Source organism: Algoriphagus sanaruensis (assembly GCF_001593605.1).
In the GTDB taxonomy this organism is placed as follows: domain Bacteria; phylum Bacteroidota; class Bacteroidia; order Cytophagales; family Cyclobacteriaceae; genus Algoriphagus; species Algoriphagus sanaruensis.
On sequence record NZ_CP012836.1, the window covers coordinates 1982432 to 2001086 of the forward strand.

At 43.7% G+C, this 18655-nt stretch carries 10 protein-coding genes; all 10 read left to right on the forward strand.

What is annotated here, in order from left to right; all coding sequences use genetic code 11:
• Positions 1–304: 304 nt before the first annotated feature.
• The 10 genes from AO498_RS08770 to AO498_RS08815 all read left to right on the forward strand — a co-directional run bounded on the left by AO498_RS08770 (position 305) and on the right by AO498_RS08815 (position 18612).
• A complete protein-coding gene (locus AO498_RS08770; protein WP_067546165.1) occupies positions 305–2725 on the forward strand; it encodes an ABC transporter permease in 2421 nt (806 codons plus the stop codon).
• A gap of 150 nt (positions 2726–2875) precedes the next feature.
• Complete coding sequence (locus AO498_RS08775; RefSeq protein WP_082792210.1) at positions 2876–3568, forward strand: head GIN domain-containing protein; 693 nt, start codon at positions 2876–2878, stop codon at positions 3566–3568.
• A gap of 80 nt (positions 3569–3648) precedes the next feature.
• Complete coding sequence (locus tag AO498_RS08780) at positions 3649–6075, forward strand: ABC transporter permease (RefSeq protein WP_067546171.1); 2427 nt, start codon at positions 3649–3651, stop codon at positions 6073–6075.
• A 336-nt stretch (positions 6076–6411) separates the two neighbouring features.
• Positions 6412–8856 carry an ABC transporter permease gene (locus AO498_RS08785; RefSeq protein WP_067546174.1) on the forward strand — a complete coding sequence of 815 codons (2445 nt, stop codon included), beginning with the start codon at positions 6412–6414 and terminating at the stop codon, positions 8854–8856.
• 137 nt (positions 8857–8993) lie between these two features.
• Positions 8994–11405: an ABC transporter permease gene (locus tag AO498_RS08790; RefSeq protein WP_067546179.1), complete on the forward strand. Its 2412-nt coding sequence runs from the start codon at positions 8994–8996 to the stop codon at positions 11403–11405.
• Positions 11406–11561: 156 nt separating this feature from the next.
• The gene (locus AO498_RS08795; RefSeq protein WP_067546182.1) at positions 11562–12200 is read left to right on the forward strand and encodes a 3-keto-disaccharide hydrolase; all 639 of its coding nucleotides are present in this window, start codon (positions 11562–11564) and stop codon (positions 12198–12200) included.
• A gap of 123 nt (positions 12201–12323) precedes the next feature.
• Entirely contained in the window at positions 12324–13673 is a 1350-nt protein-coding gene (locus tag AO498_RS08800; protein ID WP_067546185.1) for a Gfo/Idh/MocA family oxidoreductase, read from the forward strand.
• A 411-nt stretch (positions 13674–14084) separates the two neighbouring features.
• Positions 14085–16487, forward strand: coding sequence for an ABC transporter permease (locus AO498_RS08805; protein WP_067546187.1), 2403 nt, complete (start codon positions 14085–14087; stop codon positions 16485–16487).
• 123 nt (positions 16488–16610) lie between these two features.
• Complete coding sequence (locus AO498_RS08810; RefSeq protein WP_067546189.1) at positions 16611–17291, forward strand: ABC transporter ATP-binding protein; 681 nt, start codon at positions 16611–16613, stop codon at positions 17289–17291.
• A complete protein-coding gene (locus AO498_RS08815; protein WP_067546191.1) occupies positions 17272–18612 on the forward strand; it encodes a TolC family protein in 1341 nt (446 codons plus the stop codon). Before AO498_RS08810 ends, AO498_RS08815 begins: the two co-directional genes overlap by 20 nt.
• Positions 18613–18655 lie beyond the last annotated feature (43 nt).

Below are 18655 nucleotides of genomic sequence, written 5' to 3' on the forward strand. Positions count from 1 at the left end.
GGAATGGGATCATTGTTCTTTGCTTTACTGACCGTAGGATTCCAAGCATTGCGTGCCGCCTGGTCCAATCCTGTTGATTCTATTCGGACGGAGTGATTTTGCCCGAGTGCGGACAAATTGGACACTACTCGAACAGTGTTTTAATCAAAAAAGGCCTTTCTGGATCTCAGAAGGGCCTTTTTTGCTTTGGAACATATTCTGAATTAATCCATGCAACCAATTCAGAACAAGTGGCATCTCCATTCTAGAAACTAAACTAACCCATTTTTTCTGAAAACTAAACCAACCTAAAATCCAGCTAGTCATGTGGAAGAACTATCTCAAAATTGCCTACCGAAATCTGCTCAAAAACAAAATCTACTCCGGGATCAATATCCTCGGGTTAGGAATGGGAATGGCGGCCACTTTGTTAATTCTGATCTATGTGGTCGATGAATTGAGCTATGACAAATTCCATCCTGATGCTCCGCAGATTTATCGCGTGGGCATGAAAGGGAGTATGAATGGGAATGCGTTTGATATGCCCTATTCCCCGGCTCCCATGGCTCAGGCTATTCAAGAAGAAATAGCCGGTGTAGAGGATGTCCTTCGAATCGGCGTGTTTCGAACCATGCCCATGCGTTTTGAGGAGAAGTCCTTTACCGAACCCATTACCTTGGTTACTGACCCCAATTTTTTCAGGTTCTTCGGGTTTGAATTGCTGAAAGGGGAACCCGAAACTGCGCTGAAAGGTCCAGATCGGGTGATTTTAACCGAGTCTGCTGCCAAGCGCTACTTTGGAGATGAGGATCCCATCGGTAAAGCATTGCTGCGAGGATCAGAAAAAACCGCAACAGAAGTTACTGGTGTAGTTGCTGACCCTCCCCATAATTCCCACCTTACTTTTGATATGATCTTGTCTGGGGATAGCTGGGGGTACATGAAGGACGTGCAATGGTCCTCCAACAATCTGTACACCTATTACAAACTCAATCCACATGCGGATCAAGCGGAAGTCAAATCGGCGATTGATGGATTTATTCCCAAGTATTTTGGTCCTGAAATCCAGCAGTTTTTGGGGATTTCTCTTGAGAAATTTAAAGAGCAGGGAAATGAATTTGGCTATCAAGTCATGCCACTTTTGGACATTCATTTATACTCTAATACTTCGGATGAGCTCAAGCCAGGAGGAAGTATTCAGTACCTCTATATTTTCGGTGCCGTAGCATTTTTTATTATTCTAATTGCCTGCATCAATTTTATGAATTTGGCTACGGCGCGAGCTTCCAATCGGGCTAAAGAAGTGGGTGTACGAAAAGCCATTGGCGCTCAAAAAAATCGCTTGGTGATCCAGTTTTTGTCCGAATCTTTTCTCTATTGTCTGATTTCTGGGGTCTTGGCCATTCTGTTGATTGTGATTGCCTTGCATCCGTTCAATCAACTTTCGGGGAAAGACTTAGGCTTGGGCATTTTTACCAATCCAATGGTCGGCTTAGGGATTCTTGGTTTTTTGGTAATGGTAGGTCTGATCGCAGGTTCTTATCCCGCCTTTTATTTGACTGCTTTTGCTCCCGTTACCGTCTTGAAAGGGAAAATCAAAGCAGGCGTAAAGCGATCCAACTTCAGAAATGGCTTGGTTGTATTCCAGTTTTTGATTTCGATCTGTTTGATCATTGGGAGTATGGTAGTCTACAAACAGCTCAATTACATGCAGGAGAAAAACCTCGGCTTCCAAAAGGAAAATGTCCTGAATCTATTGCATACCCGTACCTTGGGAGAGCGAGCTGAATCTTTTAAACAGGAACTTCTCGCGCAAACGGGCTTTGAAGCAGCGAGTTTTGCCAATACACTTCCCCCAAATATTGATTGGACTTCCGTGTTTCGGACGGTAGATGGTCAGCAGGATTTTCTCTGCAATCTGAATTTTGTGGATCATGATCAGCTTCAGGCCCTAGGCTATGAGTTGATTCAGGGACGATTCTTTTCCAGAGAATTTCCAAGTGATACAGGTACCGTGGTGCTCAATGAGACAGCTTTCAAGCAAATGGGTTGGACGGAACTGGATGGAAGCCAAAAAGTAAGTGGCTTCTGGAACACGAATGATGAACCGGTAGAACGGACCGTTGTGGGGGTGATCCGGGATTTCAATTTTGAAACTTTGCGATCTTCTGTTAAGCCCTTAATCATGACCCTGGGGGATGTTCCCAATAATGAAATGGCCATTCGAATCAGCCCGGGCAATCCTCAGGAGAAAATTGCTGCCTTGCAAAAGGTCTGGGCAAAATATGCTGACGGTGCTGCTTTCGAGTACTCCTTTATTGATTCCAATTTTGATCGGCTCTTTGAGTCAGAGCAAAAAATGGGCAATATCATTCTGAGCTTTACGGTATTGGCGATTAGTATTGCTTGTTTGGGGTTGTTTGGATTAGCAGCTTATACGACCGAGCAGCGATCCAAAGAAATCAGTATTCGCAAAGCTTTGGGTGCATCGATGGGGAATCTAGTCACCTTGTTGAGCAAGGATTTTGTCTTGCTAGTCGTGATTGCTTTCGCGATTGCCGGACCTCTAAGTTATTATCTGATGGAGAAATATTGGCTGCAAAATTTTGCTTTCCGAACACAAATTGACCTGGTGTTGATCCTCATGGCAGGTTTGATTTCCATCGTGATTGCTTTGTTCACTGTCAGTTTCCAGAGCTTCAAAACTGCAGCATCCAACCCAGTGGATTACCTTAAAAATGAATAATCATCTGTCCGATTTCGATTGTCCGTAGGCGGTCAAAACTTCAGTTATTCGGACAATGATCAGAAATAAAACCTTGAAATTGAGTCCTATTCGCCGTTTTTGGCTTGGCATAATTCATGAAAATCTAATAACCATCAAAACACAAATGTTATGAAAACCACATCAACTATTCTTTCATTTCTTCTTTTTATGGCCGTAGTCTTTACGGTAGAGGCGCAAAAATCCCAAACTCGAACCCCCGGAAGCTTCAACAAAGTTGAGGTAGGAGGCAGCTTTGATGTCTTTATTACCAGAGGTAACCGAGATGAGGTTCGTCTAGAATCAGGTTCATTTGACCTAAGCAAGGTCATCACCGAATTAGATGGCCGAACCTTGGAAATCAAGTTGGAAAAAGGAAACTACCGTAATGTGGATGTCAAAGTCTACGTAACAATCCGGGATTTGGAAGCTGTCGGAGCTTCGGGTTCAGGAAATGTTTTGTTGGCTTCTGATTTTGGAGCAGCAGAGTTTTCAATTGGACTTTCCGGTTCGGGAAATATCAAGGCGAAAAATATCAATGCCGAAAAACTAAACGTCGGAATGAGCGGATCAGGAGAAGTTGAGATCGAAGGCGGAGAGGTAGAATATGCGAATATCGGGCAGTCTGGCTCTGGGAAATTTGATGCGATCAATTTGAACGCTGAGCGAGTGAAGATCGGTAAATCTGGTTCAGGTGATACTTATATCGGAGCGAGCCAAAGCCTAACCGTGGGATCCTCAGGTTCTGGTAATGTATATTACCGAGGTAATCCTGAAAACAAAAGCATTGCAAGAAGTGGCTCATCCCGAGTCATCAAACAATAAAAACCAACCACCAGCACCATGAACGGAGTGCCGACTGGGATTCCAAGTCGGCACTTTTTTAATTCTAAGCTTTAGCTAATATGATTGAAAACTACTTCAAAATCGTCATTCGAAACGCCAAAAAGCATCCGCTTTATGTTTCCATCAATCTCCTTGGACTTGCTGTGGGAATGGCAGTTTCCTTGGTGATTTTGATTTATGTTCGCTTTGAATTTAGCTATGACAATTACCATCCCGATGGTGATAGACTTTTTCGAGTATCTAGAGCTTGGTTTAATCCCGATGGGGAAATTAGTCTGCATCTCGGACATACGGCACCACCTTTTGGCCCCCTTCTCAAATCGGATTTTCCGGAGGATGTGGAGGTTTCTGCCCGACTATTCAATTACAATCCATTGATCAAAAATGGAAATCAGGCTTTTGAGGAAGATCGATTTTTCTTTGTGGATCCGGAAGTCTTTGATGTATTCGGATGGGAGATTTTAGAGGGGGAAGGCAAAGGAGCTTTGGCCCAAGCTGACGGAGTGATCCTTTCGGAAAGCACTGCCAAACGATATTTTGGTGATCAGTCTGCCATCGGTCAAACCTTACTAGCGAATCTGGCAGGTCAAGAGGTGACTTTGCAGGTGCGGGGTGTGATGAAGGATATGCCTGAAAACTCTCATTTTCAAGTCGACTTTTTGTCTTCAATGGTTCCGGTAATCCAGTTTTTTGGCGGTTTGGAGGCCTTTATGTCGAATTTTGGAGGGAATAGCTTTTCGACCTATATCAAGCTTCGGGAAGGCTTGGACTATAAAGACTTTGAAGCCAAGTTGCCGGGATTAATTGATCGTCACATGGGAGAAACTCAGGCAGGGATTCCTTACTCCAAAGGAACGCAGCTCTTCCTTTGGCCCATCAAGTCGATTCACTTGTATTCCAACTTGGATTCTGAAATCGAACCGAATGGTAATATCGATTACGTGTACATCTACTTGGCAGTGGCCTTATTTATTCTGCTGATTGCTTGTATCAACTTTATGAATCTTTCCACAGCTCGATCTTCCTTAAGGTCGATGGAGGTAGGACTAAGGAAAGTTATGGGCGCGGATCGTGGTTTGCTAATCCGACAATTTTTGGGGGAATCATTTGTAATGACCCTGTTTGCGATGGTTTTAGCCATCTTGCTGGTCGTATTTTCGTTGCCATTTTTTGCGGATTTCACCGATAAGCCTCTTTCATTTAACCCTATTTCCAATCCGGAATACCTCGGATTGATTGTTGGGATTATGGTATTTGTTGGCCTGATTTCAGGGAGCTATCCAGCTTTATTTCTTTCAGGATTTATGCCAGCCAAAGTTCTTAAAGGGGCATTTAAAGCGGGGAAAGTTCACGAGCGATTCCGTTCTGTTTTGGTCGTAGGCCAGTTTGCCATTTCCGTCATGCTGATTGTTGCCGTTTTTGTGGTAGTCAATCAGTTGCAGTTTATGCAAAGCAAGGATTTGGGATTCAAGAAAGAGGATATCGTTTACCTCCCAACGAGTCCCCGAATCAACGAAAATTGGAAGATTTTCAAAGATCGATTGGAGAATCATCCGGGAATTGAATCTGTCACTTTATCCAGTCGGGTGCCTTCCGGGCGCTTGTTGGATTCTCAGGGTGGAACAGCCGAGGTCAATGGAGAAATGACCCAGTTGGATCTTCGGATCGCAGATATTCATGTCGCGCATAACTTTTTGGATACCTATGGAATCTCGGTAGTCGCTGGGCGAAATTTTGATGAAAAACTCGCCAGTGACTCTACAGAGGCCTTTCTGCTCAATGAAACTGCCGTGAGACAGATTGGCTGGTCAAGTCCTCAAGAAGCCATCGGAAAGCAGTTTTTGTATGGGGGACGTAGAGGATTCGTGACTGGGGTGATGCAGGATTTTCACTTCGAAAGTTTCCACCAGCCGATAGTTCCGATCGTGTTTTTGGTAGTGAATGATCGTCAAAATCAAGTCAGCATTAAACTAAAAGCCGATCAACGAGAAGAAGTACTTGCTTATCTTAAAGGAGAATGGGCGGAGATTCGTCCTGACTTTCCGTTTGAACCGAATTTTGTGGATGAGGGATTCAATCGGCAATATGAAGCCGAGGATAGGCTAAAGGCTATTTTCACCTTCTTCTCAGCCTTGGCCATTGTGATTTCGGTGCTGGGATTGTTGGGCTTGGTCACTTTTGCTACTGAACAGCGAACCCGTGAAATCGGAATTCGAAAAGTTATGGGAGCTGAAACTGGAAACATTCTCATGTTGCTTGGGCAGGACTTTTTGAAATTGGTGGGTATAGGTTTCCTTTTAGCGATTCCGATATCCTGGTATGGATTGAATTCTTGGCTAGATGACTTTGCTTACCACATAGGCGTACATTGGACGGTGTTTCTTTGGGCTGGAATTTTAGCAGGACTGATTGCCGGAGTTACGGTCGTTTCCCAAACTATCAAAGCAGCCTGGGCCAATCCCGTAAAAAGTATCAAGAATGAATGATGGATTTGAGAAGGCTCATCGAAAAGTCTGATTTTTGGAATTCGAGGGTCTCTTATAAAGTATAATCTTATTCCAATCTAAAACCTCCCATGGAGGTTTTTTTTATGCTGGGTTTCATGTCCGAAAAATTTCCGACAATGGATAAAGCAGCCAGTTGAATTGACCGAAAGCGAACAAAAACGTTCGGAGCTTGGGGCTGTTTTTTTTAAAAACGGCCAAAATCAAGCAATAAAGCCCTATTTTGAATGGCATGTTCCTAGAATAATAGCTATCAGGTGAATCTATAAGTTTATGTGATTTCTGATTCACTGATGATACGATCAAACTAGAGAAAGTATGTTTAGAAACTATTTTAAAATCGCTTTTCGAAATCTTTTTAAGCACAAGCTCCACACAGGAATCAACTTAATTGGACTGTCTTTAGGATTAGGGGTAGGCATTTTGATATTCTTCTTTGTTCAATTGGAGCTTAGCTTTGATACGTTTCATCAGGATTTGGATCGGATCTACAGGATCAAGACCCATGAGCGGATCGATGGAGAAATGACTGAGACCTATTCCTCCCCGGTCATTTTAGAGGCAGCTTTTCGGGAAGAATTTCCCCAAATCGAAGCGATTTCGGGCGTGACCAATGCTGAGGTTCAGGCGATTTTGCCAGACCAAAGCACCCAGACTCAGCGCATCCGCCTAGTTCATGCTGATTTTTTGAAAATCCTGACCTTTCCTCTTCTAAAAGGCGATCGATCTAATCAGCTTTTAGATCGCTACACCATCGTCATAACAGAAGAAACTGCTTCCAAATATTTTGGAACCGAAGAGCCAATCGGAAAGTCTATCCAGCTTAAAATGGGGGAGGATTTTGTGGATTTTAGAGTTACGGGCGTCTTGAGAAATCCTCCAGTCAATAACTCTATTCCTTTTGAAATCTTGATGCCGATCAAGAATATGGATTACTTCTCCGATCAGGAGAGTTTGGATTCTTGGTACAATGTCTGGGGATTTAATCTGGTCAAGCTGAATTCACCCGGCCAAGTAGCTTCCATCCACCAAAGCATGGAAGCATTTATGAAAAAATCTTTAGGGGAGCAATATGAAGAAGGGGGGCTATATTTTACCCTAACTCCTTTATCCGAAATGCATTTTTCCGAGGGAGCTGGAACTGGTGGCGTCGAAACTACCCAGAAATCACTTCTCTGGATTCTGGCAGGAATTGCGTTTTTGGTATTGCTGATTGCCTGTATCAATTTCACCACGATGGCGATTGGAAGATCGACTACTCGTGCAAAGGAAGTTGGAGTGCGTAAGACCATGGGGGCAAGCTTCGGTCAATTGATCAATCAGTTTTTGATCGAGGCATTTTTAACAACTTTACTCGCTTCTGTTTTTGGGCTGGTATTGGCTGAATTACTCCTTCCGACGTTCAATGACCTATTCCAAAAAGAATTGGATATTGTCTACGGGCCAGTTCAATTCGGGATTTTGTTTGGTTTAGTGCTGCTGATTACGGCTTTGGCAGGTGCCTATCCGGCTTTTTTCCTTTCTGGATTACGTCCGATCAAAGTTCTCAAAGGAAACCTTTCCATTCATTTTGGCAAGCAAGGCCTGCGTAAAGGACTCGTTACCTTTCAGTTTTTTGTTTCCTTCCTGTTGATCGCCTCGACGCTCATTATGGTCAATCAGATGGAAGCGATTCGAGATTACGACCTTGGATTTGATCAAGAGCAAGTCGTGGTGGTGGAGATGCCGGATTATCCCTCCAAGAGTTTTGTGACTTCACTCAAAGAAAGCTTCCGAACTGCAGAGACTTTTCGTCAATCCCTTGCTTCAAGGTCCGAGTTTTCTTCCACGGCATTGACCGTAGCAACCTATGGCGACGACGCTTTTTGGCAGGTAGGATTTCCTTTGGAGGACGGTTCTTTATTTTCTTTTAAGGTAAACTTCGTCGCTGGGGAATATCTCAATACGCTTGGGATGGAACTGAAAGAAGGAAGGTCACTTAATCCCCAAGTGGGAGCAGATAGCAGTGCATTTCTCGTAAATGAGGCTTTTGCACGGGCATTTCGGTGGGAAGATCCTACTGGTGAGATGATTCCGGGAAATCGTTTTGATTCCCATCAGATTGTTGGGGTGGTGAAGGACTTTCATCATGCGAGTCTGTATCAACCCATCGAGCCTGTCCTGATTGCCAAATCACCCGAGGCAGTATTTAGCGGAATTTCCAATTTGATGATCAATTCCACTACCAATCCCAAACTTCTCGTCAGGTCCCATACCAAGGATATTCAGTTGGTTAAAAATGCAATTGAGGAAGAATGGAATAAGCAATTTTCCGGAATCCCCTTGTCGATTTCGTTCTTGGATGAGACCGTTCAGGCCCAATATCAAGCAGATGAGCGCCTAGGAAAAATGGTGTTTATCGGTGCTGCGATTGCCATTTTGATTGCTACTATGGGACTTTTTGCGATGGTGGCCTTATCATTCGCCGGAAGGACTAAGGAAATTGGGGTGCGCAAAGTGTTGGGAGCCTCCAGTTGGAGTATTTCTTGGTTGTTTGGAAAAGAGTTTATGGTCACCACCCTGATCGGAGTGGTGATTGCACTTCCCCTGAGTTATTTCTTGATGCAAACTTGGCTGGAGCAATTTGCGGTGAAAGAAAGCCCATCTTGGATCAGCTTTGGACTATTGGCGATCGGAGGAGTGGCATTTACCTTACTGATCGTCTATGGGCAATCGCTCAAGGCCAGTTTGAGTAATCCGGTAAATACCTTAAAGGATGAATGAAAAGGAATAAAAGTATCTAGTAACTAGTGTCAAGAAACTGTTGGATTGAGACCAAGTCACTTTGCCACCATACCACTTTCCAACTCTCAACTATTAATCTTCCAATTTTCCAATATTAAAATCTTTCAATTCAGATCATGCTCAAGAACTACTTTAAAATCGCTTGGAGAAACCTTCTCCGAAACAAATTGAGAACAGCGATCCATGTGTTGGGTTTATCGCTTGGGATTTCGATCGTTTTTTTGATTTTCAATGTCGTCTGGCATTCCTATAGTTTTGATAGGTTTCACCCAGATCGGGATCGCATTTTTCGGATCAATACCCTGACTGAATGGGATATGGGAGAAAGTTACCCTACTCCAGGGACTAACGGTCCTTTGGGTGAAGTGATTGATAAGGAGATTTCCTTTATCGAAACCAAAGGGAGAATATATACGCTTTACGAAACGCTTACCATTGTTCCCGAGGGCCAAAAGGTGATGGGTAGGTCTAATTGGGTCACCTTCGCTGATCCTGGATTTATGGAGATTTTTCCGCGAAAATGGCTGGCCGGAAATCCGAAAACAGCCCTTGAAAATCCTCAAACAGCGGTCATCACGCAGAGCAATTTGGAGCGATATTTTCCGGGTGTTCAACCTATTGATGCTTTGGGGAAGGAGTTGATGTGGATAGATGGGGATACGATTCAGGCTCAAATCACCGGGGTAGTTGAAGACTTTACCGAAAACACTGATTTTATTTTTAGGGATTTTATTTCGTTCGCAACGATCCAAACCGAGGAGCAGAAAGAATGGTATGGTCTTCATCTATGGGGAAATGTCAATTCTAGTTCCCAACTTTTTGTAAAACTTCCTGAGGGGGTAGATCCAAAAGAACTGGAAGCTTCTTTGGCAGTGATAGCCTCGAAAAATTTTGGGGAGGATGAAGAAGCGAAAACTACGTTTTCTGCAGAGCCTTTTTCGGAAATCCATTTTGGAGAAACCTACTCTGAAAACGCTGTTTCTAAAGTTTTTCTAAATGGGTTGATCTTGATAGGGTTGATCATATTGGTGTTGGCTACCCTGAATTTTGTGAATTTGGAGACAGCAATGGCCATCGGAAGAAGCAAAGAAGTTGGAATTCGAAAAACACTTGGAGGCCGACCTTTGGAGTTGATTTACCAGTTTTTGGTTGAGACTTATTTATTGGTGATTTCGGCAGGCTTGATCGGTCTGGCCTTGGCAGAGTTGATTCGAAATCTCTTCGCTAGCTATTTGCCCTCTGGGTTTGAGTTGGAGTATTTGCAAGGATCAAACTTGGCCTTTTATGGGCTATTCCCGCTGATTTTGACCGTGTTCTCTGGGATTTACCCCGCCTTGATTCTCTCTTCCTATCAGCCGGCTCGAGCCATCAAAGGAGAAAGAGCTGGGGCTGTGGGTTTTTCTTGGGGTGGTTTTTTGAGAAAAAACTTAACCATTCTCCAATTTTCCTCTTCCATTGCCTTTATCATCTTGGTGCTTGTCCTTCAGGCTCAATTGAAGTATGTATCCAGTCAACCTCTAGGCTTTGAAAAAGAAGCTGTATTGTACACCCGACTTCCGTTTATGTCTGATCCCAACCAAATGCAACGACTGCAGCAATTGGTTAAGCAGCAATCTGGGGTCAGTGATGCTAGTTTGAGTGGGAGCTTGGTTTCTTCCAATAGTTTGTGGACCTCAGATGCTTGGATTCCGGTTGATACCACCGAACGGCAGATTTTTACGCAAGTGATGAACACAGATTCTGCATTTGTCAGCGTCAACGGAATTCCTCTCTTGACTGGCAAAAAGGCGAGTAACCTAAAGGATGAAATTCTGGTTAATGAAAATTTTCTGAAAGAGGCAGGTTATTCAGATGCAGCGTCAGCCTTAAATCAATCGATTCGGTTTGGAGGAGAGGAGCGTAAAATCGTAGGAGTGGTCGGGAATTTTCATTCAAGAAGTTTTCGTGAGGAGATTCGTCCCCTTTTGATCACCTTTAACCCGGACTATTTTCAAATGCTATCGGTTAGGCTTTCACCCGGACAAAATCTCGCCGAGGCCAAACTTAATTTGGAGAGTGCCTATCGAGAGATTTATCCTTATGAAACTGAGGAATTCCACTTTTTGGATGAGGAGATAGGACGCTTTTATGAGGAAGATTTGAAGATTAGAAATGTCCTGAGTGCAGCTTCATTACTGGCGGTTTTGATTTCTGCCATGGGATTATTTGGGCTTTCTTCCTATACGATTGCCCAGCGAACGAAAGAGATCAGCATCCGGAAGGTCCTCGGCGCTTCGGTAATTCAGATTTTGGGATTGATTTCCAAAGAATATGTAGCCCTGATTTTGATCTCGTTCCTGTTGGCGATTTATCCAGCGTATTACTTTTTGAATGACTGGTTGCAGGGGTTTACGTATCGATTGGATATGCCTTTTGGGTTGTTTTTCCTGGCTGGATTTGGAGTGTTGGCACTTTGCCTGGCGATAGTAAGTATCCATTCTTGGATGGCTGCTCAAACCAATCCTGCCAAAGTCCTCAAGGATGAGTAGTGTAATTTGGACAGATTGGAAGTTATAGAATAGGATGTTTCCTGTTTGCTCAGCTTCCAGTCTTTCTTTCTGATTTTTCTTCAATTGATCAGTGGCGTTTGAAAAACGGATTACTCTTTTAGCTTTGTAATTCCACCACTTTCAATCCCCTGTTTCATGAAGAAAATTGTTTTTCTATTCATAGCCACGCTTCTGGTGCAGTTTTCTTTTGCTCAAGAACAAGGCTTTACTTCCCTCTTTAACGGAAAAAACCTCGACGGATGGGTAGGGAATAAGCAGTCCTATCAAGCCAAGGAGGGTATGATTGTGATAGAGCCTCAGGGTGGAGGAGGAGGTAATTTATTCACTGAAAAAGAATATGGGAATTTTATTCTCCGCTTCGAATTTCAGTTGACACCCGGCGCTAATAATGGTTTGGGAATTCATGCTCCATTAGAAGGAGATGCGGCCTATGTTGGGAAAGAAATCCAAATCTTAGACAGTGAGCATGAGAAATATGCCAACCTCCAAGTGTACCAATACCACGGTTCAGTGTACGGGGTGATTCCTGCCAAGCGAGGATTTTTGAAACCTACTGGAGAATGGAATCAGCAGGAAGTCATCGTAGAGCATCCAAAAATCAAAGTGATATTGAACGGGACGGTCATTTTGGAAGGTGACTATCTGGAAGCTAGCAAAGAAGGTACACTTGACCATAAAGAACATCCTGGATTACAACGTAGTAGGGGTCATATCGGCTTTTTGGGCCATGGAGATGTCGTCCACTTCCGTAACATCCGAATCAAAGAATTATAGAAAAAGCCAGAAGAAGGGAGACCGAACCCCCTTTTTTTAAGGGCTAGAATGAACGGACTTTCATTAGTTGGCAAGTATTAATTTGGTTTTCTACTAACCACCCAAAATTATCCTATAACACAAATGAAAAAGAGTTTTCAAATTATTGATCGTAGAGACTTTTTGAAAAAGTCCACTTTGGGAGCCGCAGGTTTGGCCTTGGCTCCATCCCTGTTGGCCCAAGCAAAAGTCGCTGGCAAATTACGGACAGCCCATATTGGTTTGGGTGGAATGGGAATGGCAGATTTGGCAGCAATCGCTTCTCACCCAGAAGTGGAAGTGGTGGCACTTTGCGATGTGGATGGCAAAGCCTTAGAAGGTGCGAAAGCACTTTATCCAAATGCCAAGACCTATGCTGACTACCGACAGCTTCTCCAAGAATTGGAAAATGAAGTCGATGCGGTGGTCGTTTCTACTCCAGATCATACCCATGCGCCTGCTTCTTTAATGGCAATGGAAATGAACAAGCCGGTTTATTGTCAAAAGCCCCTGACTCATCATGTCTCTGAGGCCCGTGCCATGAAAAAAATGGCTGAAGAGAAAAATTTGGTTACTCAAATGGGGATTCAAGTACATTCCTTTTATGACTACAAACTAGCCACCTTGCTTATTCAATCCGGAATTATCGGAAAAGTACATACCGTTCGCGCCTGGTCTCCGAAAAACTGGGGATTTGATGGTCCGGAGCCAGAAGGAAGTGATCCGATTCCAGCTCATTTGGATTGGAATCTTTGGCTAGGAACTGCTCCAGAGCGCCCCTTCAAAGACGGCTATTACCATCCTGGAAATTGGCGGAAAGTGATGGATTTTGGTTGCGGAACTTTGGGAGATATGGGCGTTCATATTTTTGATACCCCGTACAATGCCCTTCAGCTTGATGTTCCTTTTACCATTATCAATGAATGCCGGCAACCGACAGGATTCGGTTTTCCAGAGCATAATGTGGTGACCTATGAGTTTCCTGCTACACCTTACACTTCGGAGACCTTAAAATGGGTATGGTATGATGGCATTGGTGCTCCAGCTGATCACGAGGATTTGAAACTTCCTAACGGAGATCAACTTCCTGATCAAGGGGCGATGTTTATGGGAGAAAAAGGACGGTTATTGCTGCCGCACTTCCAGCAGTTGCCTCGATGGATCGTTGATGGCCAATACAAAGAATTTGATGTGGCTCCCTTCAATTTGGGCGCTCCAGTAAAGGATTACGAGGGAGAAAGTAAAAAGCATTACCATCAGTTTGTGGATGCTTGTTTGGGTAAAGCGGAATGTTCGGCTCCTTTTGAATATGCCGCTCGATTGACAGAGACTATCTTGCTTGGAGTTATTGCGGGTAGGTTCCCAAATGAAACTCTTCATTGGGATAGCAAGAAAGCTCAGTTTGCAGAGAAAAAAGCAAATAAGTTTCTGGACGGGAAATATCGGAAGTTTTAAGCTAGTATCAAGAGAATAGATAGTTAAGGCCAACTTTCAAAGTTGACTCTAGCCGAATATTGGAAACGGTGAGATCCAACAGAGAAGGGCTTCGACATTGAAATTCTCGTTTAAAACGTGTTCAGCCGAACAGGTCAATCAACTGATCACTGAGACTGATTACTGGCTACTGATTCGTCCGCTGGCGAACAAAAATGTTCGAGAATTTTACTTGAAAAAAAGGTCTATAATGCCTCTGGAGTTAATCTGGGGGCTTTTTTTATGGCATAATAGTGGAAAAGATGAGAAGTGTTCAGTTGCAGTTTCCGGAAAATCTCATAAGACCTACTCCTGAAAACACAAGTAAACTAAGAATCGATTATTCATTGGACTAAATCTTCCAATCTTTCAATTTTAAAATCTTCCAATGCTATGTGGAAAAACTACTTTAAAATTTCTTTTCGGAACCTTCAAAAAAGGAAGCTGTATACCGGGATTAATTTAATGGGGCTGACTATAGCTCTAGTGAGTTTTTTAGCCATTTCTTTATATATCTATCACGAATGGAGCTATGACAGGATGTATTCGGATGCAGACCGTATTTACAAAATCAATCAGGAGTTTGTCTCAGGAGGAGAAAGGCAACTGGTGGGCACTTCTCCGTCCATGCTCCCTGCTGTTTTGAGAGAGGAATTTACCGAGGTGGAAACAGCGACTCTGCTTTTGGATTTAGGCATATTCACCACGGTGATGATAGATGCAGGGGAAGGCAATCAGGAGGAGACCAAGTTTGCCTATGCGGATGAGTTCTTCTTTGAGGTTTTTGATTTGAAGCTTTTGGCGGGCCAGAAATCGAGCTTACTGCAAAACCCATTTGAAATGGTGTTGACTCAAAGCACGGCTGAACGCCTTTTTGGCGGAGTCCAAAATGCCTTGGGAAAAGCCTTGAAAGTGGATGGCAGAGACTATGTGGTAAAAGGGGTAATGGAAGATTTTCCCAGCAACAGCCATTTGGAATTTGACTTTTTGGCTTCTTTCAAAACCCATCGGCATGGAAAAAACCCTGAGTGGTCGCCCTCTAACTATTACAATTATGTAAAGTTGACTCCAGGTGTGGAGGTGGCAGATTTTGAGCAAAATATGGCTCAGATGGTTGATCGTTATTTAGGGAGTGACCAGGAGGAATATGGCTTTCAAACCGATTTTTTTACTCAACCCGTTACAGCTATTCATACCGGAGACCCTACGCTATCTACAGTCAAGCCCGGGGTTAATTTGAAGTATCTATACATCTTCGGTATAGTAGCCCTTTTGCTCATCATCATTGGAGTCATTAATTATGTCAACTTGGCTACGGCCGAGGCAACCGAGCGAAACAAGGAGGTGGGCCTCAGAAAAGTCATGGGAGCTACTCAGACTCAGCTTTTCGGTCAATTTGTTTCGGAATCTATGATTTTGACTTTAGGAGCCTTATTGATCAGTTTGATGGTTATCTATTCCTTGATTCCTATTCTTTCGGATTGGGTTCAGGTTCCAATTCAATTAGAGTTGCTTAGTTCTCCATTTGGTCTGATGTTTTTGGCCTGCGTACTGATTAGTGTTGGCTTTTTCTCTGGGGCTTATCCATCCTTGATCTTGTCCCGAATGGAACCCATTCGTGCCATGGGCAACAAAATCAAGCTTGGAGGTGGAGCATGGGTCAGAAAGACCCTGGTGGTGTTTCAGTTTTTTGTTTCCATGGGTTTGTTGATTTCCACCTTTGTGGTCAAGAGTCAGTTGGACTATATGCGTGAAGTCAGACTTGGGTATGACAAGGAGCAATTGATTGCCCTAAGCTATCCTTACCAGGCAAGAGAAAAAATGCCTACCATCAAAGAAGAAATGAAGCGTTCCGGTGGGGCTGTTTCCATTGCTCAGGCAGCAGACATGCCTATCCATATCAAGGCAGGGTACAATATCTTCCCGGGAGGAGACAATCAGCGGGAGTTTATGATCACCGGGTATGCCGTTGATCATGATTTGGCCGCTACGCTTAACCTGGAATTTTTGGCTGGGGAAAATTTCTCCGAAACGGATATCCAACGAAATCAGCTAGAAGACGGAACTGAAGAATTTCCTGTTCTTCTCAACGAATCTGCTGTCAGGGAAATGGGATGGACTGCAAAGGATGCCGTCGGCAAGCGGATAAATCTCGGCTACATGAGCAACTCGGTGGTCAAAGGGGTAGTTGAAGACTTTTATTTCAACTCCTTGCATCAAAAAGTGGGTCCTTTGGTGATTTTTCATGATCCCATGGAGGCCAATGTCTTGCTGATCAAGCTTCCGGCGGGCGATCCATCGGTTCATTTGGCCAGTTTGGAAAAGGTATGGAAGGAGCAGGCTTCAGACAGACCTTTCAATCCGCAATTTGTGGATCAGGCCTATGCCAATCTTTATTCTTCTGAACAGAGGTCCAGTTTGGTGTTTACCCTATTCGCAGGTATAGCTGTATTTATTGCCTGCATTGGCTTGTTTGGTCTGGTGTCGTATGTGGCACTGAGAAGAACTCGGGAGATCAGTATTCGAAAGGTACTTGGGGCTACTCCATCCGATGTGCTATCTGTCCTCGCATTGGATTTTCTGAAATTATTGGGAATATCTTCTTTTATGGCCATTGGTTTTGGATTGTGGTTTTCCAAGACTTGGCTACAGGATTTTGCCAATCAGGCCACGATTGGTTGGTTTCCTTATTTAGTTTCTATTGCGATGGTCTTCGGACTTGCCCTCTTGACCATAGGATACCGCACTTGGAAAGTGTATCGGGTCAATCCTTCTCAAACTTTAAAGAGTGATTAGGTTTCCGATGATTAATGCTTCGACTTGGCTCAGCAAAAGTGTCTGATTACTGATATAAGCATCATCCCAACTTTGAATCCTGAACAATAAACCTGCTAACTCCTAATACTTTCAAACGTCAAAATGATCGAGCTTAAAAACATAGACAAATACATCGAATCCCGATTTCAGCGAATTTTCCTGCTAAAGGGAATTCACCTGAGCATCCAAGAAGGTGAATTCTTGACATTAATGGGACCTTCTGGTGCTGGGAAATCTACCCTTCTCAATATTTTGGGATTGCTGGATGAGGAATATGCCGGAGACTACTTTTTTGGCGGGAATAACATCCGTCAAATGAAAGAAAAAGAACGGACCAGTCTTCACAAAAGTGAATTTGGATACATTTTTCAGGCCTATCATCTTATCGATGAATTGACGGTTTATGAAAATATTGAGACGCCACTGTTGTACCGAAAGGTCAGTTCGGCGGAGCGAAAAAGCATCATTGCAGATCTGTTGGATCGATTCAATATGGTTGCCAAAAAAGACCTTTTTCCGGCTCAGCTCAGTGGAGGGCAACAGCAATTGGTCGGGATTGCGAGAGCCATTGCGGGCAAACCAAGGATTTTATTGGCTGATGAACCAACGGGCAACCTTCACTCTGCGCAGGCAAAAGAGATCATGGAGGTCTTTAAGGAATTGCATGCCGAAGGAACAACCATTATTCAGGCAACCCATGCTCGGGAAAATGCCGATTACGGAACAAGATTAATTCAATTACTAGACGGAAGAATAGAAAGCGATGAAGCGATTTCTAACTAAACTGATTTTTGCACTGATTTTCGGTGCTTTTGTAAGTCCCTTGGCGACAGCCCAAGATACCTTGAAGATCAACTTTCAAGAGGCAATTACGATTGGATTGGCTAAAAATTTAGACTACAGAATCCTCCAAAATACCCAAGAGGTTTTGAAAAAAGATGCCCAATCTACCATGGCAGGGCATTTGCCAAGTGCCAATTTCAGTTCTTCCTTTATGCGGCAAACAGGTCAGCAATTTCAGCAAATTGAAGGAGAAATTGTTGTGACCAAAGAGACCAATGAGATTGTATCTCCCGGCTTTGGACTTTCGATGCCGGTGTTTAATTCTGGCCGTCGAATTCTCGATACACAATCGGCGATCTTGGCGCAAAAGGCGGGTGAAAAAGGTCTGGACCGTGCAAAACAGCAGATTGTCTTTGATGTGGCTAGACGCTACATGCAGGTTTTGTTAGATCAGGAGCTGCTACGAATTGCCACCGAAAACTTAGTGAATCAAAAGAAGCAACTGCTTCAAATCGAAGGTTTTGTAGAGGCTGGACTACGAACAGTTTCTGATTTGTATAATCAACAAGCCGAAGTGGCAAGGGTGGAATCGTTGGTGTTGGATTCAGAACTCGCTTTGGAAAATGACCGCTGGCTTTTAGCTGAATATCTTCAGCTTGAGGTGGGGAAAATTCCAGTTTTGGAGCCGGTGGATGTGTCCACGTTTACCAATGATCTTGCCGGCCTTAACATCGATCAATTGTACGAAATGGCGTCTCAAAGTCGACCTGACTTGCAGCAACAGGCTCTATTGGTGAATTCCTACAAAAAGGATTATCAGGCGATCAAGGCCATGATGTTTCCCCGATTAAGTGCATTCTATAACTATGGGACGTTTTACACCTCTCTGGATAGCCGTCCCATGAGATCGCAGTTATTGGATATCTACCCTCAAAATACCTTTGGGCTTTCCCTGAATGTTCCCATTTTCAATGCACTCCAATCCCGAGTCGATGTAGCACGGAGTAAAATGATCCATCACAATCAAGGACTCCGTCGGGATGCCCTCGACCGTAAAGTTTATCAAGAGGTAAAGTTGGCGTACCAAACTTACCAAGTTGCACTTCGAAAGTCAGCGAATGCTTCTGTTCGCCTCAAAGCTGCTACAGAAGCTCAGTTGGCAGTGGCAGAGCGCTTTCGATTAGGCTTGTCCAACTTTGTCGATTTGGCCACAGCCAATCAAACTTTGGTAAATTCTCAAGCCGATCAGGCTCAGGCTGCCCACACCCTATATTTTCAGGAAGTTTTGATGAACTACGCGCTGGGTACCTTGAATTATTAAGCCCAATAGAAGGAAGGAAGGAAGGATAGTATTTCTCAGGACA